Origin of the sequence: Luteimicrobium album, from assembly GCF_030161555.1 — a bacterium.
Lineage (GTDB): Bacteria > Actinomycetota > Actinomycetes > Actinomycetales > Cellulomonadaceae > Luteimicrobium > Luteimicrobium album.
Genome location: NZ_BSUK01000001.1, coordinates 1659443 through 1683674 on the forward strand (window position 1 = coordinate 1659443; position 24232 = coordinate 1683674).

The 24232-nt window shown below is 74.5% G+C and carries 23 protein-coding genes and 4 pseudogenes; 12 read left to right on the forward strand and 15 right to left on the reverse strand.

The features are described 5' to 3' along the window. Positions 1-22: 22 nt before the first annotated feature. Both QQK45_RS08615 and QQK45_RS08620 read right to left on the reverse strand, forming a co-directional pair. Positions 23-289 carry a hypothetical protein gene (locus tag QQK45_RS08615; RefSeq protein WP_284292913.1) on the reverse strand — a complete coding sequence of 89 codons (267 nt, stop codon included), beginning with the start codon at positions 287-289 and terminating at the stop codon, positions 23-25. Further along, positions 289-1062: a phosphotransferase family protein gene (locus QQK45_RS08620; RefSeq protein WP_284292914.1), complete on the reverse strand. Its 774-nt coding sequence runs from the start codon at positions 1060-1062 to the stop codon at positions 289-291. Before QQK45_RS08620 ends, QQK45_RS08615 begins: the two co-directional genes overlap by 1 nt. A 133-nt stretch (positions 1063-1195) precedes the next feature. Between QQK45_RS08620 and QQK45_RS08625 the strand changes: the two genes are divergently transcribed. After that, positions 1196-2488, forward strand: coding sequence for a lamin tail domain-containing protein (locus QQK45_RS08625; protein ID WP_284292915.1), 1293 nt, complete (start codon positions 1196-1198; stop codon positions 2486-2488). A gap of 56 nt (positions 2489-2544) precedes the next feature. Next, positions 2545-3924 carry a carbohydrate-binding protein gene (locus QQK45_RS08630; RefSeq protein ID WP_284292916.1) on the forward strand — a complete coding sequence of 460 codons (1380 nt, stop codon included), beginning with the start codon at positions 2545-2547 and terminating at the stop codon, positions 3922-3924. Positions 3925-3931: 7 nt separating this feature from the next. On the opposite strand, the gene QQK45_RS08635 is transcribed toward QQK45_RS08630, so the two are convergent. The 5 genes and pseudogenes from QQK45_RS08635 to QQK45_RS23110 form a co-directional block, all read right to left on the reverse strand. Further along, positions 3932-4195, reverse strand: a complete 264-nt coding sequence (locus tag QQK45_RS08635; protein WP_431310247.1) for a DUF6457 domain-containing protein — start codon at positions 4193-4195, stop codon at positions 3932-3934. A gap of 27 nt (positions 4196-4222) precedes the next feature. Further along, positions 4223-5959 (reverse strand): molybdopterin-binding protein, encoded by a 1737-nt coding sequence (locus QQK45_RS08640; protein ID WP_284292917.1) that lies wholly within the window; start codon positions 5957-5959, stop codon positions 4223-4225. Further along, positions 5941-6126, reverse strand: coding sequence for a hypothetical protein (locus QQK45_RS08645; protein WP_284292918.1), 186 nt, complete (start codon positions 6124-6126; stop codon positions 5941-5943). Before QQK45_RS08645 ends, QQK45_RS08640 begins: the two co-directional genes overlap by 19 nt. A gap of 61 nt (positions 6127-6187) precedes the next feature. Then, positions 6188-6592, reverse strand: a complete 405-nt coding sequence (locus QQK45_RS08650) for a PIN domain-containing protein (protein ID WP_284292919.1) — start codon at positions 6590-6592, stop codon at positions 6188-6190. Positions 6593-6716: 124 nt separating this feature from the next. Continuing rightward, positions 6717-6833, reverse strand: a pseudogene (locus QQK45_RS23110) (type II toxin-antitoxin system Phd/YefM family antitoxin); the annotation flags it as partial. A 79-nt stretch (positions 6834-6912) separates the two neighbouring features. On the opposite strand from QQK45_RS23110, the pseudogene QQK45_RS08655 reads away from it, so the two are divergent. The 8 genes and pseudogenes from QQK45_RS08655 to QQK45_RS08690 all read left to right on the forward strand — a co-directional run. Next, positions 6913-7889 (forward strand): annotated as a pseudogene (locus QQK45_RS08655) (MFS transporter); the annotation flags it as partial. Between the two features lie 174 nt (positions 7890-8063). Next, positions 8064-10007, forward strand: a complete 1944-nt coding sequence (locus QQK45_RS08660; protein ID WP_284292920.1) for a heavy metal translocating P-type ATPase — start codon at positions 8064-8066, stop codon at positions 10005-10007. A 129-nt stretch (positions 10008-10136) separates the two neighbouring features. Further along, positions 10137-10709, forward strand: a pseudogene (locus QQK45_RS08665) (FAD-binding oxidoreductase); the annotation flags it as partial. 998 nt (positions 10710-11707) lie between these two features. Then, complete coding sequence (locus QQK45_RS08670) at positions 11708-13621, forward strand: FAD-binding and (Fe-S)-binding domain-containing protein (protein ID WP_284292921.1); 1914 nt, start codon at positions 11708-11710, stop codon at positions 13619-13621. Beyond that, on the forward strand, positions 13510-14688 hold the full coding sequence (locus QQK45_RS08675) for a (Fe-S)-binding protein (RefSeq protein WP_284292922.1): 1179 nt from the start codon (positions 13510-13512) through the stop codon (positions 14686-14688). The genes QQK45_RS08670 and QQK45_RS08675 overlap by 112 nt, the downstream gene beginning before the upstream one ends. Before the next feature lie 4 nt (positions 14689-14692). Then, positions 14693-15367, forward strand: coding sequence for a pyridoxine/pyridoxamine 5'-phosphate oxidase (locus tag QQK45_RS08680; RefSeq protein WP_284292924.1), 675 nt, complete (start codon positions 14693-14695; stop codon positions 15365-15367). A gap of 53 nt (positions 15368-15420) precedes the next feature. Beyond that, positions 15421-16044 (forward strand): TetR/AcrR family transcriptional regulator, encoded by a 624-nt coding sequence (locus QQK45_RS08685; RefSeq protein ID WP_284292925.1) that lies wholly within the window; start codon positions 15421-15423, stop codon positions 16042-16044. Then, positions 16041-16427 (forward strand): hypothetical protein, encoded by a 387-nt coding sequence (locus QQK45_RS08690; RefSeq protein WP_284292926.1) that lies wholly within the window; start codon positions 16041-16043, stop codon positions 16425-16427. Before QQK45_RS08685 ends, QQK45_RS08690 begins: the two co-directional genes overlap by 4 nt. Before the next feature lie 14 nt (positions 16428-16441). On the opposite strand, the gene QQK45_RS08695 is transcribed toward QQK45_RS08690, so the two are convergent. Beyond that, positions 16442-16651 (reverse strand): hypothetical protein, encoded by a 210-nt coding sequence (locus QQK45_RS08695; RefSeq protein ID WP_284292927.1) that lies wholly within the window; start codon positions 16649-16651, stop codon positions 16442-16444. 346 nt (positions 16652-16997) lie between these two features. After that, positions 16998-17843, reverse strand: coding sequence for a quinone oxidoreductase family protein (locus QQK45_RS08700; RefSeq protein WP_284292928.1), 846 nt, complete (start codon positions 17841-17843; stop codon positions 16998-17000). 84 nt (positions 17844-17927) lie between these two features. Here QQK45_RS08700 and QQK45_RS08705 point away from each other — a divergent pair, with 84 nt between their 5' ends. Further along, positions 17928-18380, forward strand: coding sequence for a MarR family winged helix-turn-helix transcriptional regulator (locus tag QQK45_RS08705; RefSeq protein ID WP_284292929.1), 453 nt, complete (start codon positions 17928-17930; stop codon positions 18378-18380). A gap of 104 nt (positions 18381-18484) precedes the next feature. On the opposite strand, the gene QQK45_RS08710 is transcribed toward QQK45_RS08705, so the two are convergent. After that, positions 18485-19216, reverse strand: coding sequence for an aspartate/glutamate racemase family protein (locus QQK45_RS08710; RefSeq protein WP_284292930.1), 732 nt, complete (start codon positions 19214-19216; stop codon positions 18485-18487). Positions 19217-19293: 77 nt separating this feature from the next. Between QQK45_RS08710 and QQK45_RS08715 the strand changes: the two genes are divergently transcribed. Next, positions 19294-20253 carry a LysR family transcriptional regulator gene (locus QQK45_RS08715; protein ID WP_284292931.1) on the forward strand — a complete coding sequence of 320 codons (960 nt, stop codon included), beginning with the start codon at positions 19294-19296 and terminating at the stop codon, positions 20251-20253. 45 nt (positions 20254-20298) lie between these two features. Here QQK45_RS08715 and QQK45_RS22060 read toward each other — a convergent pair whose 3' ends face one another. The 5 genes and pseudogenes from QQK45_RS22060 to QQK45_RS08740 form a co-directional block, all read right to left on the reverse strand. After that, complete coding sequence (locus QQK45_RS22060; protein ID WP_348525345.1) at positions 20299-20826, reverse strand: ricin-type beta-trefoil lectin domain protein; 528 nt, start codon at positions 20824-20826, stop codon at positions 20299-20301. Beyond that, a pseudogene (locus tag QQK45_RS08725) lies at positions 20733-21740 on the reverse strand (glycoside hydrolase family 26 protein); the annotation flags it as partial. The pseudogene QQK45_RS08725 and the gene QQK45_RS22060, both read right to left, overlap by 94 nt. Before the next feature lie 39 nt (positions 21741-21779). Beyond that, positions 21780-22556, reverse strand: coding sequence for a hypothetical protein (locus QQK45_RS08730; RefSeq protein ID WP_284292933.1), 777 nt, complete (start codon positions 22554-22556; stop codon positions 21780-21782). Then, positions 22456-23391, reverse strand: a complete 936-nt coding sequence (locus QQK45_RS08735; protein ID WP_284292934.1) for a glycosyl hydrolase — start codon at positions 23389-23391, stop codon at positions 22456-22458. The genes QQK45_RS08730 and QQK45_RS08735 overlap by 101 nt, the downstream gene beginning before the upstream one ends. Next, positions 23379-24128 (reverse strand): carbohydrate binding domain-containing protein, encoded by a 750-nt coding sequence (locus QQK45_RS08740; RefSeq protein WP_284292935.1) that lies wholly within the window; start codon positions 24126-24128, stop codon positions 23379-23381. The genes QQK45_RS08735 and QQK45_RS08740 overlap by 13 nt, the downstream gene beginning before the upstream one ends. Positions 24129-24232 lie beyond the last annotated feature (104 nt).

Genomic DNA, 24232 nt, shown 5'->3' on the forward strand with positions numbered 1-24232 from the left:
GACTACCTCGGCGTGGGGGCAGTCAGACGGCGACCGGCCGCGCGGCCAGCCTCCCGACGATCGCCTCGAGGTTCTGCGCGATGAGCGCGCGGTGCTCCGGGGCCGCCGGGCCGCGAGGACCCTGTTCCACGTGCATCACGAGGTGCAGGTAGAGCCGGTAGAGCCTGAGCCGCACGGCCTCGTCCTCGGCGGCGGGCGTCCGTGGCTCGGCGAGCTCCCCGCCGGCCGCGCGGTACCCCTCGAGGAACGGCGTGGGGATCCCGCCGGTCCCGAGCGGGTCGGCGGCCATCAGGTCGAAGAGGGGTCGCCGAACAGGGCACGCTCGCCGTCGATGACGCCTGTGACGGCGTAGGTCGCCGGGTCGACGAAGACGTTCCCCGCCCACAGGTCCCCGTGCACGAGCCGCGGCGTCGTGACCCGTGCGAGGGCCTGCTCGCCCCGCACGACCGCCTCGCGCACCGCGAACGCCGGCACCTCGATGCCCCACCGCGCGGCGTCGTCGAGCACCGCCTCGATCATCGCGGCGAACGCGTCCGGCCAGGTGGTGCGGGCCAGCCCGGCCTCGGGCGCCGGGTAGCCGTAGGCCGTGCCCGTCGCCCGGTGGAGCCGGGCGAGCGCCCCGCCCACCTCGCGCTGGACGCGCGCCGTCGTCGCGGCGTCGAGCGGGGCGCCGGCGCGCTCGGCGTCGGCGGCCACCTGGAACCACAGCGCCCCGTCGAGGTGCGTCATCACGACGGCGTCCCCGGGGAAGGCGGTCCGGCTGCGGTCCTCGTGGAGCAGCTCGGGCAGCACGTCCGACGGCGCTCCCGGGGTCGCGTGCACCAGGCGCAGGAACGCGGCCTCGGTGCCGATGATGCCGTGCTCGTAGGTGAGCAGCCGGGACTCGTCGGCGGTCCCGGCCTTGACGACGACGCGGCGGCCGCCGTCGAGGGTGACGGCGTGCACGGCGGCGAACAGACCGCCGGCCAGGCGCTCGCTGGAGACGGGTCGGCCGAGGGGTGCGCAGAGCGCGGCGAGCTGCGCGTCGGTGAGCGCGGGCGTCGGCTGCGGGGGCGTCGTCACCAGGTGAGCGTAACGATTTCGGAGGTCTCGTGAAAAACGGACGAAAGCGCACGCGCCGACCGGAAGCGGATGTTCGCGCTGCGTTCACCGTCCGGACGACCGGAAGACGTCGCGCGCCGCCAGGATCCGCACCATGCAGACCCATGCTCGCCGGGCCCTCGCGACGTTCGCGGTCGCGGCCACCACCGGAGTCCTCGCGTTCGCCGTGCCCGGTGCCGCGCAGGCGGACGCCGGCCCGTCCACCGTCCGGATCACCGAGTGGATGTACAAGAACGAGGCCACCGCGGGCGAGTTCGTCGAGCTCACCAACGTCGGCGCCGCGCCGGTCGACCTCACCGGCTGGTCGTACGCCGCCAGCGGTGGCGGCCCGGGCCAGGTCCCGCTGTCCGCGTTCGGCGAGGTGGGGGCGGGCGAGTCCGTCGTGATCACCGAGGCGCCCGCCGCGACCTTCCGGTCCCAGTGGGGCCTGGACGCCGACGTCAAGATCGTCGGGGGCGTGACCCACAACATCGGGCGCGCGGACGACGTCGAGGTCTACGACGCCGCCGGGACGCTGGTCGACCAGCTCGCCTACAACGACCAGGGGACCGGGACGGTCAAGGGTCCGCGCACCGACGGCGTCTCCGGGGAGCCGAAGACGGCGGCCGCGCTGGGCGCGAACGACGCCAGCCAGTGGCGGCTCTCCGTCGCCGGGGACGACGACCACGCGTGGGCCGCGACCGTCGGCGGCGCGTCCGACGTCGGTTCGCCGGGCACGAGCCGGTTCGGGGACGGCCGCGACCCGCGCGCGTCCGACGGCGGTGACGGCGGCGACCCGGGGAGCGGCGCCGGGATCGACCCGCACTGGGCGGACGTCCGCATCAACGAGGTCTCGTCCGACAACGGCGACACCCCGGTCGGCGACGCGATCGAGCTCGTCAACACGGGCGCGTCGGACGTGAGCATCACGGGCTGGCTGCAGATCGACAGCGGCGCGGCCGCGAGCGCCACGCCGTTCGCCGCGAAGCTCCCCGACGGGACCGCGACCACGACGATCCCGGCGCACGGCTACGTGTACTTCTCGTCGACCAAGGGCCTCGGCAGCGGCGGGGACGGCGTGAAGCTCTACCTGCCCGACGGCCCCGGCGGCACGGCCGGCACCCTCGTCGACCAGGTGAGCTACACGGCCGGCCAGGCCGGCACCGACGAGGGCACCGACTTCGGGGCGGGCGCGTTCGCGCGCTGCCCGGACGGCACCGGCGACTTCACGTCCGTGGCGTTCAAGAGCTTCGGCGCCTCCAACGCCACCGCGTGCGAGTCGCCTGTGACCGACCCGGGCGCCGGCGGCGGCTCGACGCTGAACTGCCAGCCGGAGGCCCCGAGGGCACCGGCGCCCTGCCCGCCACCGCGCTCCCTGCCACGGCCTGGCCCGGCAGCGCGGACGTGAGCCTCGCCGACACGCAGTGCGCCTGGACCACCACGACCGGCCCCGAGGGTCGTGACGTGAGCGGCCTGGCCTTCGACCCGAGCGACCCGGACGTGCTCTACGCGGTCAAGAACAAGAGCTGGGTCTTCCGCCTCGTGCCGCAGGACGGCCTCTGGGTCCCCGACACGAGCAACGGCTGGGGCGCGGGCAAGGAGATCTTCTTCCCCGGGAGCGACGACCCGCAGACCAACCAGCCCGACACCGAGGGCCTCACGGTCGGCCCGGACGGCGCGCTCTACGTCACGACCGAGCGCAACAACCAGAAGAACGACGTCCCGCTCAACTCGGTCCTGCGCTTCGACCCGACGCAGACCGGCACGACGCTGGTCGCGACGGACCAGTGGGACCTGACCTCGGAGTTCCCCGAGCTGCACGCCGGGAACAAGACCGAGGCCAACCTCGGGTTCGAGGGCGTCGCGTTCGTCCCGGACAGCTACCTGACGGCGAACGGGTTCGTCGACGAGTCGACCGGCACGACGTACCGGCCGGCGGACTACCCGGGGCACGGGAGCGGCCTGTTCTTCGCGGGACTCGAGAACGACGGCAAGCTCTACGGCTACGCGCTCGACGCCGACCACACGTACCACCGGGTCGCCGTCGTCGACACGGGCATGGGGCACGTCATGGACGTCCAGTTCGACGCGAGCACGCAGCGGATCTGGGCGCTGTGCGACAACACGTGCGGCGTCGCCTCGACCGTGCTCAAGGTGAGCACGACGGGTGCGATCGTCCCCGAGGTCACCTACGCCAAGCCGGCCGGTCTGCCGGTCGACAACCTCGAGGGCTTCGCCGTCGCCCCGGCGTCGACGTGCGCCGACGGGACGCGCGAGGTCCTCTGGTCCGACGACGGCATCTACGGCACGGGGCCCGGCTCGGCCGGCGAGGGGCACGCGCTGTACAGCGGGCGGATCTCGTGCGACCTCGGCCTCGGCGACCAGGGGGTCCCGCCGGGCCCGGCCGCGTGGGACGCGACGAAGGTCTACGACGCGGGCGACCGGGTGTCCTACGACGGCGCGGTCTTCGAGGCGCTGTGGTGGACGTCGGGCGAGAAGCCGGGGGCCTCGGCCACCGGGGCCTGGGCCGAGATCGCCACCGCGGCCGACGGCACTGCCGCCTGGACCGCGTCGCGCGTGTTCGACGCGGGGGACGTCGTCGTCTACCAGGGCCGCACGTTCAAAGCCCAGTGGTGGACGCGGAACCAGGCGCCCGGCGGCGTCGGCGGGCCGTGGAGCGAGATCGTCGCCGTCGCGCCCGGGACCGTGCCCGCGTGGAGCGCCGCCACCGTCTACGTGGGCGGCGAGCGGGTGACGTACGGCGGGCACGTCTACCAGGCGCAGTGGTGGACGTCGGGCGAGCAGCCGGGCGCGCCCTACGGCCCCTGGAAGCTCGTCGACTGACGACGCGTCACGCGGTCGTCGGACCCCAGGCGCGCGCGAACGCGGCGATCCGGTCGAGCACCTCGGTGGCGCGCGGCGTGCCTTCCTCGCCGCGTGCCGCCGCGAGCCCGATGACGTAGCCCGCGACGTACGTCGTCAGCGGCGCCGCCGGCCGGACGACGTGGTGCGCGGCGTCGCCCGCCAGGTCCAGCACGGCCTCGACGTCCACGTCGGCGGGGTCGAAGCCGACCTCGTCCGCCAGTGCCTGCAGCCAGTCGTCGAGCTCCTTCACGATGACCTCCTCGGGTCGTCTGCGCGATCAGGGTCCTGCGGGCCGCCGGGGGCGAGTGCGGCGGCGAGCCTGGCCGCATCGTCCCACGTGTCGACGTCGTCGCTCAGGGCGTCCGGGTCGGCGACCTCGGCGCAGCGCAGCCCCGCGACGAGCGATCGCACGCTCGCGCCCGCGAGCCCGCCCGCGCCGGCCGCCACGTCGGTCAGCGCGCGTTCGAGCGCCTCCCGGGCGTACACCCCGACGAGCCACTGGGCGTGCCCGTCGCGGACGAGGTACGCGCCGTCGGGGGCGTCGGCCTCGGGCCCGTACGCGGCCGCGAGCAGCAGCGGGACCGCGGCGTGCGCGCGCGGCACGTCGCACGCGAGGACGAGCACGGGCACCTCCGAGCCGCCTCGTGCAGGCCGGGGAGGGCGGCCAGGCCGGCGGCGAGCCCGGCGACCGGCCCCCGAACGGCGGATCCTCGCGCACGACCGTGACGCCGTCGCGGGCGAGCTCCGCCGGCCCGACGACGACCGTGCGCCGAGCATCCCGCGCCGCCGCGAGCGCGTGGTCGAGCAAGGTCCGGCCCGCGAGCGTCACGCCGGGCTTGGGCACCCCGAGCCGCTGCGCCCGCCCGCCCGCGAGCACCACCGCGTCGAACACGACGCCCGGGGCGGTGCCGGTCCGTGGTCGCCCGGCGGCGGCGAACCGCCGCACGGCCACCGTGTCGCCCGCGCGCACCTCGACGACGTCGGCGGGCACGACGGCGAGCCCGTCCGCGAGCGCCAGCGCCGACAGCCGGTGGCCGTCGCCCACGGGCGCGACCCGGCCGTCGTCGTCGGTCCGGACCGGGACGAGCTGCTGACGGTCGCGAGGCGAGCGCCACCCCTCGGCGACGACGCGCGCATCGTCCGCGCCGTCGGCGTCGCCCGCGAGCCCCCGCAGCCGCGCGAGCATCGGCCGGACGAACAGCTCGAACGACGCGTACGCGCCGGTCGGGTTGCCGGGGGCCGCGAGCCACGGCACCCCGCGCCACCGGGCCAGGGCCTGCGGCTTGCCGGGCTGCATGCCGACGGCGGCGACGTCCACGTCGGACGCGCCGGCGTCGGGACCGGGCGGGGTCGCGAGGAGGGTGCGGACGACGTCGTGCGCGCCGACGCTCACGCCCCCCGTCGTGACGATCAGGTCGGCGCCCGCCCCGACGGCGGCGTCGAGCGCGGCGGCGAGGGCCTCGGGGGTGTCGGGGACGCCGCCGGTGCGCAGGGCGCAGGCCCCCGCGTCGCGGACGGCGCCCGCGACGAGCACCGAGTTGGAGTCCGGGATGCGGCCGGGGCCGAGGGGTGCGCCGGCGGGGGTGAGCTCGCCGCCCGTCGACAGGACCGCGACGACGGGCGCGCGGTGGACGGCGAGCGTCGCGTGGCCCAGGGCGGCGGCGAGGGCGGCGAGACGCGCGGTCACGACGGTGCCGGCGGGCGCGACGACGTCCCCCGCTGCGACGTCCTCGCCCCTCCGACGGACGTGCGCCCGGTCGCCCGGGGAGAGCGCGGGGACGGTGACGTCGGTCGCGTCGGGGCGTGCGCCGTCGGGCGCGAACGTGCCGGTCGAGGTCCGTTCGACGGGCACGACGACGTCCGCGCCGTCGGGCAGCGGGGCGCCCGTCATGATCCGGACGGTCTCGCCGGGGGCGAGCGTGCCCTGCCAGGACGTCCCCGCCGCGACCTCACCGACGACCCGCAGCGTCACCGGGCCCGTGGTGTCGGCGCGTCTCAGCGCGTACCCGTCCATCGCTGCGGCGTCGAACGGGGGAGGTCGAGCAGGGCGACGAGCTCGCGGGCGAGGACCGCGCCGACCACCTCGTCGAGCGCCAGGTCGACGACGGGCAGCGGCTCGACGAGCGCGACCGCGCGACGCGCGTGCTCGCGGGCGGTGCGCAGCGGGGCGGGTGAGTCCACGGCCCCACCGTAGGGCGGACGCGGACGTCGTGAGCCGTGTCGATGCCCGAGGTGCCGTCGTTCAGGCCTGTGGGGCGACCGCGTCGACGCCGGGGAGGTCGTGGAACCTCGCCTTCGCATCGACGGAGAGAACCTGGCGACCGTGTTCGAGGGCATGGGCCGCGATGATCAGGTCGTGCGCGCCACGGGGGATCCCGAGGCGACGGGTATGGGCCAGGAGCCGCGCGTGCTCGACCGCTGTGCGTTCCGTGTAGTCGAGCACGGTGATCACGTCGAGCACGACCGCGAGCACGCGGGAGCGGGCGGCGGACTGTGCTGCAGTAAGGGCGAGCTCGATACCGACCCGGTACTCCGCCACGGTGATCGCCGCGATCGCCAGGTCGTCGTCGTCCAGCTCCGTGGGGTCGAACGAGCCGCGCTCGAACGCGATCAGGGTGTTCGTGTCGAGGATCAGTCGACGGGCCATGACCCGTTGGTCTCGTTCGTCGTGAGCTCGATTGCGGCCGCGATGTCAGCTTCCAGGGCGTCGTCCAAGGGAGGAGGTCGGCGAGCGCCAGACGCAGCTCGCGCCCTGTGGTCGGCGCGACGGGGCGCAGCTCGGCGACGGCATGACCGGCTCGGGTGATCCTGATGGTCTCGCCGCGTTCGACGCGGTCGAGCACCTCGGAGAACCCGCGTGAGGCGTGGGTCGCTGTCACCGTCTTCATGCCTCGAGAGTACCCCGAGATCTGATTATCTGATGAAGAAGACCGCCGATGCGAGGTTGCCGCTCCGAGAGATCCGAGCCTCACGCGGGCGCACCCACCTGTCACCGGGCAGGCAGCCCCGCCGCGACGCCGCCTCGGGCGCCGCTGGATCGAGCACTGGGACCCCGAGGACGCCACGTTCTGGCGTGACGGCGGCCGGCTCGTCGCCCGCCGCAATCTGTGGATCTCGATGTTCGCGGAGTTCCTCGGGTTCTCGTCTGGGTCCTGTGGTCGATCGTCGTCCCTCAGCTCGCGGGGGCAGGCTTCACCCTGACCGTCGACCAGCAGTTCTGGCTCGTGTCGATCCCCAGCCTCGTGGGCGCGACCCTCCGCATCCCCTACACGTTCGCGGTGACCGCGTTCGGCGGTCGCAACTGGACCATCGTGTCGGCGCTGCTCCTCCTGCTCCCGACGACGGCGCTCGCGGTCGTCGTGCAGCACCCCGACACGTCGTTCGGCGTCGACGAGTTCCCCGACGTCACGATCCAGCTCGCGTTCCTCGGCGCGCTCGTCGGGTCGGTGGCACGGCCGTTCGGCGGGACGCTCGCCGACCGGGTCGGCGGCACGCGGGTGACGATCGCGTCGTACGTCGTCATGGCGCTCGGGGCCCTGGGCGCGATCGGGGCGCTCCACGAGCACAGCTTCGGCCTGTTCTTCGGCTCGTTCCTCGTGCTGTTCGTGGCGTCGGGCGTGGGCAACGGGTCGATCTACCGGATGATCCCCGCGATCTTCCGTGCCGACGCCGAGGCGTCCGTGCCCGACGACGGCGCCGCCCCCGCCCGCCCCGCCCTGTTTGACGGCGCCCGCAAGGCCGCCGCGGGCTGCATCGGGATCGCCGGTGCGATCGGGGCGTTCGGCGGCTTCCTCATCCCGCGTGGGTTCGCCGCGTCGACGAACCACGCGGGCAGCCTCGTACCGGCCCTGTGGGCGTTCATCGGGGTGTACCTCGTCATGGGCGTCGTCACGTGGGCCGTGTACCAGCGCCCCGGGTCGCGACTGGCGGCCCGCTCGATCTGAACGGTCCGCCCGGCGCTGCCGCCGGCGCGGCACACTCCTCGGGTTGTCAGAACCTGGTGCCCGTATACGGGCACCAGGTTCTGACAACTCCGGACGTACCGAGGCAAGCCTCAGCACACTTAGGCAAGACTTGGCTTGCTAGCGGCAAACATTCAGGAAAGCCAGACTGGGGGCATGCCTCCGGCCACCCGCCACCCCAGCACCGGTAACCTGCTCGGCCAGCTCCGGCGCTACCCGCTCGTCGCGGCCACGGTCGTCGTCGGGCTGGTCACCGCCGGGCTCTGGCTCGCCGGCGCCGGCGACGCCGCCCGCTGGCTCGGCTCCGGCTTCGCGCTCCTCGTCGCTGCGCGCCAGGCGTGGGACATGGTCCGCGACCTCCTGCACGGCACCGTCGGCCTCGACGTGCTCGCGGTGATCGCGATCGTCAGCACCGTGGTCGTGGGCGACTGGGCGGCGGCGCTCGTCGTCGTCCTCATGCTCACGGGCGGCGAGGCGCTCGAGGACTACGCGGGAGCCCGTGCGTCGGCGGAGCTGGAGGCCCTGCTCGCGGGCGCGCCCCAGGACGCCACGCTCGACGACGGCGGCGCGCTCCGCCGGGTGCCCGCGGCCGAGGTCCGGGTCGGGGACGTCGTGGTGGTGCGGCCCGGCGAGGTCGTGCCGGTCGACGGGACGCTCGTGTCGGCGTCGGGCGTGTTCGACGAGTCGTCGCTCACGGGCGAGCCGCTGCCGGTGACGCGCGCGGCCGGCGACGGCGTCCTGTCGGGCTCCGTGGTCGGCGCCGACCTCGTGCGCGTCCGTGCGACCGCGACCGCCGCCCGCTCGCAGTACCAGCAGATCGTCGACCTCGTGCGGGGAGCGGCCGAGAGCCGGCCCGAGTTCGTGCGCCTCGCCGACCGGTGGTCGGTCCCCTTCACGGCCGTCTCGCTCCTCATCGCCGGGGTCGCGTGGGCCGCGAGCGGCGACCCGGTCCGCTTCGCCGAGGTGCTCGTGCTCGCGACCCCGTGCCCTCTGCTCATCGCGGCACCGGTCGCGTTCCTGTCGGGCACGAACCGCGCCACCCGCCACGGGATCATCGTCAAGACCGCCGCGACGCTCGAACGCCTCGCGCGCGTCCGCACCGTCGCGCTCGACAAGACCGGCACGCTCACGCGCGGCGCGCCCGAGGTCGTACGGGTCGTGCCGGCGGCGGGGCGCTCCGAGGACGACGTGCTGGACCTGGCGGCGAGCGCCGAGCAGGCGTCCGCCCACGTGCTGGCCCACGCCGTCGTCACGGCTGCCCGGGAGCGCGGGCTCGCGCCGTCGTCGGCAGGACGGGTCCGCGAGGTCGTCGGCAGCGGTGTCGAGGCGCTCGTGCACGACGCCGGCACCCAGCGGAGCGTCGTCGTCGGGAAGGCCGCGTACGTCGGGTCGGTCGCGCCGGACGCCTCGGCCCCCGAGCTGGCTCCCGGGGAGCTCGCGGTCCTCGTCGCCGTCGACGGCGCGTACGCGGGCGCCGTCGTGCTCGCGGACGCCGTGCGCCCCGACGCCGCCGGCACGGTCCGCGACCTGCGGGCGGGCGGCGTCGGGCACGTCATGATGCTCACCGGCGACGGCGAGGTCACCGCCCGCCACGTCGCCGCCGAGGTCGGCATCGACGACGTGCGCGCCGGTCTCCTGCCCGCGGAGAAGGTGGCCGCCGTGTCGTCGGCCGAGCCGCGGCCCGTGCTCATGGTGGGCGACGGCGTCAACGACGCGCCCGTCCTCGCGGCCGCCGACGTCGGCGTGGCCATGGGTGCGCGCGGCTCGACGGCGGCGTCGCAGTCCGCGGACGTCGTCCTGCTCCACGACCGCGTCTCCGACGTGGCGCGCGCCGCGCGGATCGCCCGCGACACCGTGCTCGTCGCGAAGCAGAGCATCTGGCTGGGCATCGGGCTGTCCGTCGTGCTCATGCTGGTCGCGGCGTTCGGGGTCATCCCGGCGGTGATCGGTGCCCTCGTGCAGGAGGCCGTCGACCTCGTCGCGATCCTCAACGGCCTGCGTGCCCGCGGCCGGGCGGACGAGGTGCGGCTCCCGACGTCGTCGGCGGAGCGGCCCGCGCCGGCGTACGTCCCCCGCCAGCCCGCCACCCTCGCGAAGTAGTACGGCCGCCGGTGTCCCTCGGCGCGGGTGAGATCGGGCCGGCCTGTATCTCGCCACCGACCGCCCTCCTCTCGAACCGGTATGCGCGTGCGACCGCACCGCGCGACCACAGCACCGAGAGGACGACCGATGACGTTCCCCACGACCGGGACCACCGGCACCACCACCCCGCGCCGCGACGCCCGCGCCGCGACCTTCGCGGCCGCCGTCGCCGCGCAGGGTTCCGACGCCGCCGTCCACACCGCCGGCTCCCCGACCTACGACGGCGCCCGCCTCCCGTGGAACGTCGCGGTCGACCAGCGGCCCGCCGCCGTCGTCGAGCCGCGCACCTCCGACGACGTCGCCGTGGCGGTCCGCGCGGCCCGCGCGTCGGGCCTGCGGGTCGCCGCGCAGGGCACGGGACACAACGCGGGCCCGCTGGCCGTGCAGGACCTGAGCGACGTCGTCCTCGTCCGCACGGGCGCGCTCGACGACGTCGCGATCGACCCGGCACGGCGCGTCGCCCGCGTGGGTGCGGGCGCCGTCTGGGAGACCGTGATCGAGGCTGCGTCCCGCTACGGGCTGACGGGGCTGCACGGCTCGTCGCCCGACGTCGGCGTCGTCGGCTACACGCTCGGTGGCGGCACGTTCGTCTACTCGCGGGCGCTCGGGCTCGCGTGCAACAGCCTGGTCGCCGCGGAGCTCGTGCTCGCCGACGGCTCCGCGGTCCGCGCGTCGGCCGACGAGAACCCCGAGCTGTTCTGGGCGCTGCGCGGCGGCGGCGGGAGCTTCGGCGTCGTGACGGCGCTCGAGCTCGAGCTGTTCGAGCTGCCCACCGTCCACGCCGGCATGCTCCTGTGGGACGGGTCGCGCGCCGACGACGTGCTCCACGCCTGGGCTGCGTGGGCGCCGACCGCCCCCGACGAGATCACCACGAGCCTGCGGCTCCTCAACCTCCCGCCCCTGCCCGATCTGCCGCCGTTCCTGCGGGGACGCAAGGTCGTCGCGGTCGACGGCGCGGTCCTCGACTCCGACGAGCGCGCCGCCGAGCTCCTTGGCCCCCTGCGCGCGCTCGAGCCGGAGCTGGACACGTTCGGGCGGGTCCCGTCGAGCGCCGTCGTGCGCCTGCACATGGATCCCGAGGGCCCGACGCCGTCGGTGTCGGAGTCGGTGCTCGTCGACGAGCTCCCCGACGACGCGATCGACGCGATCCTCGAGGCGGCCGGCCCCGAGTCGGGGACGAGCCTGCTGGCCGCGGAGGTCCGCCAGCTCGGCGGGGCCGTGGGACGTCCCGCGTCCGGCGGCGGCGCGCTCACTCATCTGGACGGCGACTTCCTCGTGTTCGGGGTCGCGGTGGCGCCGACGCCCGAGGTCGCGGCGCAGGGCCGGGCCGACGCCGTCCGGCTGGTCGACGCCGTGCGCCCGTGGTCCCGCGGCCGCACGTACCTCAGCTTCTCCGAGGTGACGACCGCCGCGGCCACCGCGTACGACGACGCCACGTGCGCCAGGCTGCACGCGGTCCGGGACGCCGTCGACCCGGAGCGGCGGATCGTCGCGAACCATCCGGTGGGGAGCGCCGCGCCGCCTGACCCTCATCGTTCTCCGCGAGTCGCCTGCATCGCCGCGCCGTACGGTGGAGGTCGTCGTCGAGGAGGATGCGGATGCGCGGGTCGATCGGGTCGGACATCAGGCGCGGGCTCGCCCGGCCGCCGGCACCACCCATGCCGGGCCGTGCGGGCGCCGAGGTGCTCGAGGCGTCCGGGGCCCGCGTCGCCGCCGAGCTGCGCGCACTCCTCGGCGACGACCGCGCCGTCCTCGACAGCCCCCTCGACCTCGTGCGCTACGCGTCCGACGCCAGCCCCTACCGCCTGGTGCCGCGCGTCGTCGTGGTCGCCCGGGACACCGACGACGTCGTCCGGCTGGTCCGGTGGGCGCGCGCTAGCGGGCACGGGCTCACGTTCCGCGCGGGCGGCACGAGCCTCAACGGGCAGTCCCAGTCCGACGACGTCCTCGTGGACGTGCGCCGCCACTTCACCGGGGCCGAGGTGCTCGACGACGGCGCGCGCCTCCGCGCCCGACCGGGCCACATCACGGCCCGCGCCAACGCGCTGCTGCGCCGCCACGGCCGCAAGCTCGGCCCCGACCCGGCGAGCTCGGCCGCGGCGACCATCGGCGGCGTCGTGGCGAACAACGCGAGCGGCATGACGTGCGGCGTCGTGCGGAACTCGTACTACACGCTCGAGTCGGCGACGCTCGTGCTCGCGTCCGGGACCGTGGTCGACACGGCCGCGTCCGACGCCGACGAGCGCCTCCGCGCCGCGGAACCCGAGCTCTGCGCCGAGCTCGACGCGATCCGCCGCGACCTGCGTGCCGACCATGCGCTCGCGGACCGGATCCGGCGCAAGTTCACGATCAAGAACACGTCCGGCTTCCACCTCGACGCGTTCCTCGACGAGGACTCGAACGCGCGGACCCTCCGCGGGCTCGCCGTCGGGTCGGAGGGGACGCTCGCGTTCGTCGCGGACACCGTCTGGCGGACGGTCCCGCTGGGCCGCCTGCGCACGACGGCGCTGTTCCGGTTCGCGACGCTGCACGACGCCGCGGCCGTCGTCCCCGGGCTGAACGAGGCCGGGGCGGAGGCCGTCGAGATCATGGACGCGGCGTCGCTGCGGGCCGCCGCTCGCACCTCGGGGGCCCCGGAGTGGGTCGCGAGCCTCGGCCCCGACGCGACCGACGCGGCGATCCTCACGGAGGTCCGCGCCGACGACGACGCAGCCCTGGAGGCCTTCGAGACCAAGGCGAGGGCCGTCGTCGGGCGGGGCGAGGGGGTCGGCGCTGCCGGGGGCGCACGGGCGCCGGGCGCCGCCGTCGGCGGTGACTTCACGCGCGACCCGGCCCTCGCGGACGGCTACTGGGCCGTGCGCTCGGGCCTGCTCGCGATCATCGGCGCCGCCCGCCCCGACGGCACCGCGCTCATCACGGAGGACGTCGTCGTCCCTCCCGACCGCCTCGCCGACGCGTGCGGCGACCTCGAGGCACTGCTCGTCAAGCACGGGTTCCTGGGCGCGGTGAACGGGCACGCGTCGGCGGGCAACGTGCACTTCTACCTGTACCTCGACGCGTCGCAGCCGGGTCAGGTCGCGACCTACCGGGCGTTCATGACGGACCTCGTGGCGCTCGTCGTCGACCGCTACGACGGCTCCCTCAAGGGCGAGCACGGCACGGGGCGGAACATGGCGCCGTTCGTCGAGCGCGAGTGGGGCGCCGACGCCGTCGGGTTCATGTGGCGGGTCAAGCGCGCGCTCGACCCGCACGGGATCCTCGCGCCCGGCGTGTTCCTCAACGACGACGCCGAGGTCGCGTTCCGGGACCTCAAGACCATGCCGACGCTGGGTTCCGAGTTCGACCGCTGCATCGAGTGCGGGTTCTGCGAGCCCGTCTGCCCGTCGCGGAACCTCACGACGACGCCGCGCCAGCGGATCGTCCTGCAGCGCGAGATGGCGCGGCAGGGGTGGTCGGGGAGGTGGAGGCGGCACTCGTCGACGAGTACGAGTACGCGGGCGTCAACACGTGCGCGGGCGACTCGTCGTGCGCGATCGCGTGCCCCGTGGACATCGACACCGGGCACGTCATGAAGCAGGTGCGGCGGGACGCGTGGTCTCCGGCGGCGCAACGTGTGGGCGAGGAGGTCGCGCGCCGGTGGGGCGTGGGTGCCGCCGGGGCGAGGGTCGCGGTCGGCGCCGCGGACGTCGTCCGGCGGGGGCTGGGGAGCGCGGGCAGCGCCGCGCTGGCGGGCGTCACCAACGCCGGGCGTGCGCTGCTCGGCGAGGACCTCGTGCCGCGGTGGTTGGACGCGATCCCCGGCCCCGCGCCGCGGGTGCCGCGGACGCGCGCGACCCAGCAGACCGCCGACGCCGTCCTCTTCGCCGCCTGCATCAACCGGATCTTCGGGCCGCCGCCGGGGTCCCGGGGCGCCCTCACCGTGACGGAGGCACTCGTCGCGCTCGCCGAACGGGCCGGCAAGAACCTCTGGATCCCCGACGACCTCGGCGACGACTGCTGCGCCACCATCTGGCAGTCCAAGGGCCTCGACGCCGGCAACCGGCTCATGGCCGCGCGCCTCGTCGAGGACCTGCACCGCTGGTCCGACGGCGGGCGGCTGCCCGTCGTGGTCGACGCCGCGTCCTGCACGCTCGGGGTGCTCGAGGAGGTCGTGCCGCACCTCGACGACGCGCACCGCGCGCTCCACGACGACCTCACCGTCCTCGACGCGACCACCTGGGTGCTGCGCGAGGTCGTACCCGCGCTGGGCGACCACCCGACGCTGGGGACCGTCGTCGTGCACCCGACGTGCTCGATGCACACGCTCGGCATCGCGGACCACCTGCGGGCGCTCGCGGGGATCGTGGCCGAGGACGTGGTGGAGCCCGTCGTCGCGACGTGCTGCGGGACGGCCGGCGACCGCGCGATGCTGCACCCCGAGCTCACCGAGACCGCGACGCTCGAGGAGGTGGCCGAGCTCGCGGGCGTCGACGCCGACGCCTGGGTGTCGGGGAACCGGACCTGCGAGCTCGGGCTCGAGCACGACACCGGCAGGCCGTACGAGTCGGTCGTCGTCACCCTCGAACGCCTGACTCGCCCCGCCTCTCCGCCGAACTGGACGTCCGCGCCGTCTACCTCGGGGAGACGGGCGGCAGGATGAGGGCGTGACCGAGCTCCGTGAGCGCCTGCGCGCGCTGCCGTCGTTCCCGCCCGACCTCCCGCGCTTCGACCCCGAGCACGACCCGGCCGACGCGCCTGCTGATCCGCGCACCCTGTTCGTCGCCTGGCTCGAGGAGGCGCTCGCCGCCGGCGCGCCGACCCCGCAGGCGGCGGTCCTCGCGACGGCGACCGCGGACGGCGTCGTCGGGGCGCGGACGCTCATCGTCAAGGACGTGACCGACGACGCGGCGTGGCTCTTCGCGACCCACCGCACCAGCCCCAAGGCCCGCGCGGCCGAGGCGAACCCGCACGCCGCGATGACGTTCTTCTGGCCGACGCACGGGCGACAGGTCCGGGTGTCGGGGCGGGTTCGTCGCCTGCCCGACGACGTCGCGGCCGCCGACTTCTCGGCCCGCCCCGAGGCGTCGCGAGCGGCGACCCTGGTGGGGCGGCAGAGCGAACCGCTGGGCTCGCGCGCCGAGCTGGGCGCCGCCTTCGACGCATCGCTCGCACGGGTGCAGGCCGACCCTGACCTCGTCGACGCGGCGTGGGCGCTCTACGCGGTCGACGCCGTCCGGGTCGAGTTCTGGCAGGCCGTCGCCGGCGGTGGTGCGGTCCGGTGGGCGTACGAGCGGGACGGCGTCGGGCGACCGTGGCGGGCGGGCCTCCTCTGGCCGTGACTCGTAGTGCCGGCCCTCAGCGAAACTCTGACCAAATGGTCTAAGATTTGACCATGCGGTCAAACAAGAGTTCCGGCGAGACGCTGACCCGGACCCAACGAGCCCGGCGCGAGGACCTGATCGGCGCGGCGGTCGACGTCATCAACCGCGAGGGCTACGCCGCCGCGTCGGTCGACCGGATCGCGCGGCACGCCGGCACGAGCAAGGGCACGGTCCTGTACCACTTCCGGTCCAAGCAAGGGCTGGACGAGGCCGTCGTCTCCGCGCTCTACGATGCCGGCGCAGCCGTCATGGGGGAGCGACTGCGGGAGGCCGGCTCGTCGCGCGAGCGGTTGCGCGTCTATCTCGACGCGAACCTGCGGTTCGTCGCCGCGCACGTCGCGCACGTCGCGGCCGTGCAGCGGATCCTCCTCGGTGCGGGGCTCGTCGGCGAGCTCGACGTCGACGCGTCCGTACCGCTCGCGCGGATCCTGGCCGACGGTCAGGCTGCCGGGGAGCTCGGCGAGTTCGACCCGGCGCTCATGGCCCTCGCCGTGCGGGCGGTCGTGGACCGGGCGGCGTTCCACCTGGTCGAGCATCCCGGGACCGACCTCGACCGCTACGTCGCGGAGACGGCGCGGCTCTTCGACCTCGCGGTGGCACCCACCGGCCGCACGGCGCAGGAGGACCCGTCATGACCGCCGTCGTCACGTCCCGGCTGCCGCTCGTCCGGCGCCTCGTCCTGGTCTACCTCGCGCTCGGGCTCGCGACCGTCGTGACGCTCGTCGTCGTCAGCATCGCCGCACCCGACGACGTCACGCCGCAGGCCTGGGTGCGGGGCGTGATCGTCGCCGGGACGGCGTTCCTCACCCTGCGCTTCGTGCAGGGCGCGATCCGCCGCGAGCACCGGGCTCTGCTCCGTCTGCGGCTCGTCCTCACGGTGCTCTGCGTCGCGGTGCTCGCCGTGCTCGCGTTCCTGCCGCTGCCGGGCTGGATGATCGTCGAGCAGGGCGTGTGCGCCGTCGTCCTGCTGGTCGCGGCGGTGCTCGCGTGGCGCGAGCCGGACCGGTCGGTCCGGTAGCGGGTCGCCCGGGGTCAGTGCGGAAGCGCGGCGCCGATGCGCCCCTGCCACTCGGTGAACGCCTTGCGCGCGCGGGCGACGCCGATCGCTCCCGCCATGGCCCCGGTGTTGCCGCGGTCGATGCGGACGACCGAGCCGGCGCCGTCGGGCGATGCAAAGACCTGGACCGTGTACGTGAGGTGCTGGCGGTTCTTCCCGGCGAACGCGCCGAACAGCGCCGTCATCGACGCGGACCCGCGCACGACCTGCGCCGAGAACTCGTCGATCGGCCGGATCTCGCACCCTCCGCGGAGAAGACGCCGTAGGTCAGGTCGCGCGCCTGCGCGGGGTGAGCGGTGGTCAGGATGTCCTCGGCGGCCATGTCTGTGGGTCCTCGTGCTCGGGGGCGGCCGTGCGGTCGCGCGGCGCGGCGAAGGTACCAGAGCCGACGTGGGTCGCCCGGCGCCCGTCCACAGGCGCCCCGGCGTCAGGGGACGAGCACGACGCGGTCCGTGCTCGACTCGCCCCAGGTCGCCTCGACCTCGGCGAGCGGGACGGCCCGCGCGTCGACGGCGAGCGAGCCCTGGGCGATCACGTCGGCGAGCGCGCCGAGCTCCGCGACGATCTCGCGCGTGCCGACGGACCCCTGACCGCTGCCGACGAGCTGGAGCCGTGCCGCACGCAGCGCCGCCGACGGGATCGAGGCCTCGCGGCCCCCATCGAGCCGATCTCGACCCAGGTCAGCGGCTTGCCGCGGTCCGGACGCGCGGTGACGATCGCGACCATCGCCGCCGCCGCGGCGGGGCCCCACACGTAGTCGACGACGACATCCACGTCGGCGGCCGCCTCCGCGAGGCGCGCCGCGACGTCGTCCGGCGTGCCGGCGAGGCTCACGACGGCGTCGGCGCCCAGGGCGGGGAGCGCGTCGAGGCGCTCCGGGTCGCGCCCCGCCGCGACGACACGGCCCGCGCCGAGGAGCTTCGCGACCTGGACGGCCATGCGTCCGGCGTTGCCGGTCGCGCCGAGCACGAGCACGGACCGCCCCGGCTCGAAGGCGATGCGCTGCCGCAGCGCGACCCACGACGACATCGCCGGGTTCATGGCGGCCGCGACGGCGACGGGGTCGACGCCGTCGGGCAGGACGACGCTGCGGCGCGGGTCGATCACGGTCTGCTCGGCCATCGCGCCCTGGGTGGTGTCGTGCAGCACGAAGTACCGCAGCGCGCCCTGGGGGTCGCGGCCGACCCCGTCGATGCCCGGCACGAGCGGCAGCTCGTCGGTGCTGGTGTAGTGCGACCCGCCGGCCTGGGACCGCACGCGCGGGTGCAGTCCGGCGGCGACGACGTCGACGACGACCTCGCCCTCGGCGGGGGTGGGTGCGGGGGCGTCCTGGTAGCGGGGCGGGGTGTCGAACGCGGTGACGACGGCGGCCTTCATGATGTCTCCTGAGCTGGTTGTCATTCGTACTGCGAACTAAACTAGGTCGTGATACGAACGACTGTCAACGGTAGGGTGGGCTCTATGACGGACGACACCCCGACCGATCGCGTCGAGCGCACCCCCGACGACGACGTCCTCGACGCGCTCGCCCAGACCGCCCACGCGGTGACGACCGTCCTGACCCGGGTCGCGGCCGAGCACGACCTCTCGCTCACCCAGCTTCGCGTCCTCGCGATCCTGCGCGACCGCCGTCTGCGGATGAGCGCGCTCGCCGACTACCTCGGCCTCGAGCGCTCGACCATGAGCGGGCTCGTCGACCGCGCCGAGAAGCGCGGGCTGCTCGCGCGGGGGCCGAGCGCGACCGACGGGCGTGCCGTCGAGGTCTACCTCACCGACGAGGGCCGGGGCCTCGCCGAGCGGGGCACCGCGCAGGTGCGCGCGGCCCTCGTGCCGTCGACGACGGCGCTCACCCCGAGCGAGCAGCGGCGCCTCCAGGCACTCCTCGAGAAGCTGGTCGACGCGGGCCTCCACTGAGCCCGCCCGCCACCCCCACTCCGAGCAAGCGGGTTTCGCGCCGAGCAAGCGCCTTCTACCCGCTTGCTCGGCGCGAGACCCGCTTGCTCGGCGTCGGTAGGGGCTCAGCCCAGGAGGAAGCGCACCGCCGCGTCGACGTGCGCGGCGGTCGAGTCGACGAGCGGAAGCGGCGAGACGGACTCGTCGAGGAGCAGGTCGAGCTCGGTGCAGCCGAGCACGACGCCCTCGGCCCCGGCGTCGGCGAGCCGCTCCAGCACGCGCACGACGGCGTCCCGCGACTCCGCGCGCACCTCGCCCTGGGTCAGCTCGTCGAAGACGACGCGGTCGACGGTCGCGGCGTCGTCGTCCCAGCCCGACGACGGCCGCACCACCTCGATCCCGTGCCGCGCGAGGCGCTCGCCGTAGAAGGTCTCGGTCATGACCCAGCCGGACCCGATCACCCCGAGCCGCGTCAGCCCGCGGGAGCGCGCAGCGTCGGCGACGGCGTCGGCGATGTGCAGCAACGGCACGTCGACGGCGGCCTCGACCGCGGGCGCCACCTTGTGCATGAGGTTCGTCGCGATGAGGACGGCGTCCGCGCCCCCGCGCTCGAGCCCGGCGCCCCGCTCCGCGAGCAGCGCGCCCGCACCGTCCCAGTCCCCGTCGACCTGGAGCCGACGGACGTCGTCGAAGTCGACGGACGCGAGGAGGAGCCGCGCGCTGTGGTGCCCGCCGAGCGCCTCCGCGACGGCCGTGTTGAGGAGGCGGTAGTACTCGACGGTCGAGTGCCAGCTCATGCCGCCGAGGATGCCCAGGGTCGGGGCCGTGGGCGCGGGGGATGCGTCGGTGAGGGCCATGCGCCCCAGCCTCCCGGGCGTGCACCCATCACGGAATCCCCGTGTTGCTGCGCGCAGCCATAAGCCATGCTTGGGCCATGACGAGCATTCCCGCGACCGGTCCCGACGACCCGTCCGCGCTCGACCCGCGCCGCCTCCTGATCCTGCGCGCCGTCGCGCAGGCCGGGTCGATGAGCGCGGGCGCCCGCGCGCTCGGCTGGACCCAGCCCGCGGTCTCCCAGCACCTCCAGGCGCTCGAGCGCAGCGCCCGCACGCCCCTCCTGCTGCGCCACAGCGGCGGGGTCACGCTCACCGAGGCCGGCCGGGCCGCCATCGTGCACGCCGACGCCATCGCCGCGCACCTCGACGCGGCGTCCCGCGAGGTGGCCGAGCTCGCCGCGCTCGGCGCCGGCACCGTGCGGCTCGCGGCGTTCCCGTCGGCACTCGCCGTCCTCGTCCCGCCCGCGCTCGAACGGCTCGCCGCGACGTCGGGGGTCGAGGTGCGGCTCGTCGAGGCCGAGCCGCCCGAGGCGGTCGAGCTCGTGCGGTCCGGCGACGTCGACGTCGCGCTGACGTTCGGCTACGCCGAGTCGCCGGGCGTGCCGTCGGACCTGCGGGGCGTCGGGCTCGGCACCGACCCCGTCGACGTCGTCCTGCCGACCACCCATCCCGCGGCGGACCGCGGCGACCTCCGCCTCGCCGACCTCGCCGACGACGACTGGGTCGCCGGGTGCGTGCGCTGCCGTGAGCACCTCGTGGCGTGCGCGGCGACGGAGGGCTTCACCCCGCGCGTCCGGCACGAGACCGACGACTACGTCGTCGTGCAGCAGCTCGTCGCGCGCGGGCTCGCGGTCGCCGCGCTGCCCCGGACGGCGCTCGCGGCGTACCGGCACCCCGACGTCGCCACCCGCACCGTCGAGGGGCTCGGTGCGCGGAGCCTGCACGCCGCACATCGTGCGGGCGTGGAACGGGTTCCCGCGGTCTCCGCGCTGCTCGGTGCGCTGCGGCGACCGGCACGAGGTGGGACGACACGAACACGCACCGGCGCCGGCGCGTGACCTGAGGGCCGCACGCCGGCGCCGCCCGGGGCGGTCGTCGAAGGCTCAGGCAGGGAGCTGCCAGAGCTGCCACGCGTTCGAGTTGCGGTCCCAGATCTGCAGGCGTGTGCCGTCGGTCGTGGCTCCACCCGGAGCGTCCAGGTAGCGTCCCGACTGGGGATTCAGCAGGTGCCCGTCCGCTTCTTCGGTCCACTGCTGCGCGCCGGAGCCGTTGCAGTCCCACAGCTGCAGCTTCGTGCCGTTCGCGGTGCCCTGGCCGGTGACGTCGAGGCACTTGCCCAGCGCTCGGACCGTGCCGTCGGGCCGGACGGTCCACTGCTGCTGCGCACTGCCGTTGCACGTCCAGAGCTGGACGGGGCTCCCGTTGGCGGTGGCCCCGCCCGCCACGTCGACGCACCGGCCGCCCACGCCGGTGATCGGTCCCGTGGCGTCGGCCGGGGGTGTCGTGCCGGTGGGGACCGTGACACCCCCTGGTTGACGGTGCGGGCGTCGTAGTAGCCCGCCTTGATCGAGGCGTTCGTGTTGTACGACGGGTCCGTCAGCCAGTTCATCCAGACGTTCCAGTAGACCCACTTCGGCTGGCTCGCGAGCTGTGCCGGCTGCGGCACGCTGCCGACCTCCGCGAGCGCCATCGGCTTGCTGCCCGCGATCGCCTGGAGCGCCTGGTACCAGTCCGTCGACGGGAACTTCTGGTTCCACACGTCGAGACCGACGACGTCGACGTACGCGTCGCCCGGGTAGTACGACGCGGCGCTCGCGGCACCACCCTGCACGTCTTTCGGAGCCCAGACCCACACGATGTTGTCGAGCCCCTTGGCCGCGAGGTAGTCGTGGGTCAGGCGGAAGAGCGCAGCGCTGCCGGAGCTTCCGGGCCGTCCGCCCCACCAGGCCCAGCCCTCGTTCATCTCGTGCAGGGGCCGGAAGAGCACGGGGATGCCGGCGTCCTTGAGCTGCTGGAAGTAGGGGACGAACTGATCGAGCTTGTGCTTGTAGTCCGTGTTGAGCGCGGTCCCGTCGGTGAGCAGCGCGGACCACTCGCTGTCCGACAGGTGGCTGCCCTTCACGGGGCTGGCACCGCCCTCGAACGAGCAGGTCGCCACGTCGGGTCGGCAGGCGTGCATCATCAGGCCGGGCAGTGTCCCCGCCGCCCACTGCGCCTCGGCGTAGTCGACGACGGTCTGCCGGTGGTCGATGTCGTTCTGGCTGAAGCCGAAGTCACCGTTCCAGACGGCGGGGTACACGCCGGTGATGTCGTGCACCTTCCGGACCCACTGTCCGGGGTCGGCGTTCGCGCCTCCTTGCTGGCCGGAGAGCGTCCGCTGCCCGGTGAGCCCGGCGAGATAGGCGACCTCGTCGGCTGCGGTCACTCCGGGTGGCGCGGGCGGGTCCGCGGAGGCCGTGGTGGCCAGGGCCGTGACGGCGGTGGTCGTGAGCGCTGCGACGAGCGCTGTCGCGACCAGGGTGCGGGCTGTCGTGCGTCGGTTCATCGTGCTTCTCCACTTCGTCGGGGATCGTGTGCCGAGCGGTCAGCGTCGGCGGCCGTGGTGGGCGAACAGCGTGACCGGCCGGGTCGGGGCGGTGGTGGCGGTTCCGTCCGCGGCGCCGGGCCGGTGCGCGGTCACGACGACGGTCACGCGCTTCCCGAGGTCCCGCAGCCGCGGCGTGTACGACGACGCGGTCGCGCCCGGGACGTCGCGGCCGCCGGCACGCCACTGGTAGGTGAACGTCGTGTCGTCGAGCGACCAGCGCCCCGGATCCACGGTGAGCCGGGCCCCGAGGCGGGGCGTCCCGTGCACGGTGGGCTGCGCCGTCGGGCGCAGGGAGGTGTCGAGGGTCGCGAACCGCGGCGTGCCGGACGCGCCGATCGACCGCGAGTAGAAGTCCGCCATGCCGTCGTGCCCGGTGTTCTCCGCGTTCCAGGTCCGCGCGCCCCACGGCATCGCCAGCGAGTAGTCCGGGGCGGCCGCCTGCTGCGCCGCGGTCGGCAGGTAGAACGTCTCGCCGATGATCATCGGCTTCCCGCCGTCCTCGGCCGCGATCGACGTGGCCTGGTCGTAGTACTTCTGCTGGTACTTGTCGAGGTCGTAGTAGTCGACCGCGAGCACGTCGTAGTAGTCCTTGCCCGGGTCGAACCGGCGCCAGTCGTTCGCGTCGTACTCGGCGAGCCCGCCGGGCACGCCCTCGTACCGGTCGAACTTCGCGTCACCGTCGGCGAAGCCGTAGTCGTCGGGGAGGTCCTGGACGTCCCAGACCCAGACGATGTTCGTCAGACCCTTCGTCTTGACGAGGTAGTCGTGGAACATCCGGTACAGCGCCGGGCTCCTCGGCCTGCGGAGTCGACGGGTCGTCGGGGCGACCGCCCCACCAGAACACGTGCTGGTTCATCTCGTGGAACGGGCGCAGCATCACGGTCACGCCCGCGTCCTCGAGCTGCTGGAGGTAGCGCGCGTACTCGTCCATGCGCTTCTTCCAGTTCTCGTTGAGCGGCGTGCCGTCGGTGAGCAGCTCGTCGAACTGGTCCTGGTAGAGGTACGAGTAGATGCGGTTCGGGCTCGCCATGGTCTCGGGGCCGGAGTCGCCGCCCCAGTCACCCTCCGCTTCCTGCTCGACGGTGTACTGCGGCGGCGAGACGTGGAACATGATCTGCACGAGGTTGCCGTTGGCCCACTGTCGCTTGACCTCGTCGATCATGTTCTGCCGGTAGGGCACGGTCCGGCCGGTGAGGAAGTCCGCGCTGTAGAGGGCCGGGTAGACGCCGAACTCACGCGCGACGCGCTGGTGCAGCACGTCCGCCGCGGCCGGGTCGGCGTACGACTGGTCGTGGTGCATCGCCGAGAGCATGCCCTTGCCCGTGAGGCTCGTGAGGTAGTCGACGACGCCGACCGCGGCGGGCAGGCGCTTGACGGTCACGTCGAGCGTCACGTCGGGGGTGAGCGTGAACGTCGTGCCGTCCGAGAACAGCGTGAGGCTCGTGAGATGGACGCGCGTGCGCCCGTTCGCCTGGAACTCGCCCTTCGGTGCGAGGCGTGCGGCGTCCGCGAGGACCTTCCGGTCCGACGACGTCCACGTGGCCTGGACGATCGTCGAGCCCTCGGGCTTGGACGCAGTCTGGTTCAACAGGGTGATCAGGTTGGACACCTTGTCCGCGGTGACGCGGTGGTGGGGAACGTCACGGTGGGCACGACGGGCTCCTGGTCGAAGACGAGCGAGAGGTCGTCGAGCACCACGGACCCGGTGGGCACCCCGGCCGCCTGGTTCGCGTACACCGCGAACGACGTCACGCCCTTGAGGTCGAGCGTGCCGCTGCCCGACTTGGGTGCGAAGTCGGCGACGGGGATCGTGAGGTGCTGGGGCGCGGTCGAGGTCGGGTCGAACCCGGCGACCTTCGACAGGTGGGCCTCGTACGACGCACCGTCATTGAGCTGGAGCAGCACGTCCTGGCCCGGCGTCAGGTCCTGCACCCAGAGGTCGATCGCCTGCAGACCCGGCCAGTACCCGTCGGCCAGCGGGCGCGAGACGCCGGCGTAGCCGCTCGCGTACGTGTAGTCGAGGCGCAGCGCGTGCGTCGAGCCCTCGTGGAGCCCGTCCACGAGGTGCAGCGCCGTGGCCCCGCCGTTCGCGTTGCGGGAGTACGCGGCGGAGAGCGCCGCGTCGTCGGCGTATCCCTCCACGTCCTCGAGGGCGCGCGTGTAGGGGGCGGCGGGGCTCTCCGCGCTCGTCGTGGCGCCGTCCGTTGCGGCGGGACGGGCTGCGGCGGCCGTGCCGCCGAGGGTGCTCGCGGCGAGCGCTCCGACGGCGACGAGCGACGCGAGCGCAGCCGCCCGGGGTCGTCGTCGCCGGGTGGGTCCGGGTGGGGGGACGGTGGTGCGTCGCACGGTGACCTCCTTGTCGCGGGGCGTGCGTCTCCTGTGACGCGCCCCTGTCTGCCAACGTTGACACATTCTGTGTGAAGCGGTTAAGTGATGCAAGAGGACGACGC

What these genes read in the sequence shown, in the direction of transcription:
- QQK45_RS08715 (WP_284292931.1), top strand. Translation starts at nt 19,294, where the DNA reads ATGACGAGCATTCCCGCGACCGGTCCCGACGACCCGTCCGCGCTCGAC.
- QQK45_RS08705 (WP_284292929.1), top strand. Translation starts at nt 17,928, where the DNA reads ATGACGGACGACACCCCGACCGATCGCGTCGAGCGCACCCCCGACGAC.
- QQK45_RS08730 (WP_284292933.1), bottom strand. Translation starts at nt 22,556, where the DNA reads ATGTTCCACGACTACCTCGTCAAGACGAAGGGTCTGACGAACATCGTC.
- QQK45_RS08660 (WP_284292920.1), top strand. Translation starts at nt 8,064, where the DNA reads ATGCCTCCGGCCACCCGCCACCCCAGCACCGGTAACCTGCTCGGCCAG.
- QQK45_RS08640 (WP_284292917.1), bottom strand. Translation starts at nt 5,959, where the DNA reads ATGGACGGGTACGCGCTGAGACGCGCCGACACCACGGGCCCGGTGACG.
- QQK45_RS08625 (WP_284292915.1), top strand. Translation starts at nt 1,196, where the DNA reads ATGCAGACCCATGCTCGCCGGGCCCTCGCGACGTTCGCGGTCGCGGCC.
- QQK45_RS08685 (WP_284292925.1), top strand. Translation starts at nt 15,421, where the DNA reads ATGCGGTCAAACAAGAGTTCCGGCGAGACGCTGACCCGGACCCAACGA.
- QQK45_RS08670 (WP_284292921.1), top strand. Translation starts at nt 11,708, where the DNA reads ATGCCGGGCCGTGCGGGCGCCGAGGTGCTCGAGGCGTCCGGGGCCCGC.
- QQK45_RS08650 (WP_284292919.1), bottom strand. Translation starts at nt 6,592, where the DNA reads ATGGCCCGTCGACTGATCCTCGACACGAACACCCTGATCGCGTTCGAG.
- QQK45_RS08695 (WP_284292927.1), bottom strand. Translation starts at nt 16,651, where the DNA reads ATGACGGCGCTGTTCGGCGCGTTCGCCGGGAAGAACCGCCAGCACCTC.
- QQK45_RS08700 (WP_284292928.1), bottom strand. Translation starts at nt 17,843, where the DNA reads ATGAAGGCCGCCGTCGTCACCGCGTTCGACACCCCGCCCCGCTACCAG.
- QQK45_RS08615 (WP_284292913.1), bottom strand. Translation starts at nt 289, where the DNA reads ATGGCCGCCGACCCGCTCGGGACCGGCGGGATCCCCACGCCGTTCCTC.
- QQK45_RS08710 (WP_284292930.1), bottom strand. Translation starts at nt 19,216, where the DNA reads ATGGCCCTCACCGACGCATCCCCCGCGCCCACGGCCCCGACCCTGGGC.
- QQK45_RS08690 (WP_284292926.1), top strand. Translation starts at nt 16,041, where the DNA reads ATGACCGCCGTCGTCACGTCCCGGCTGCCGCTCGTCCGGCGCCTCGTC.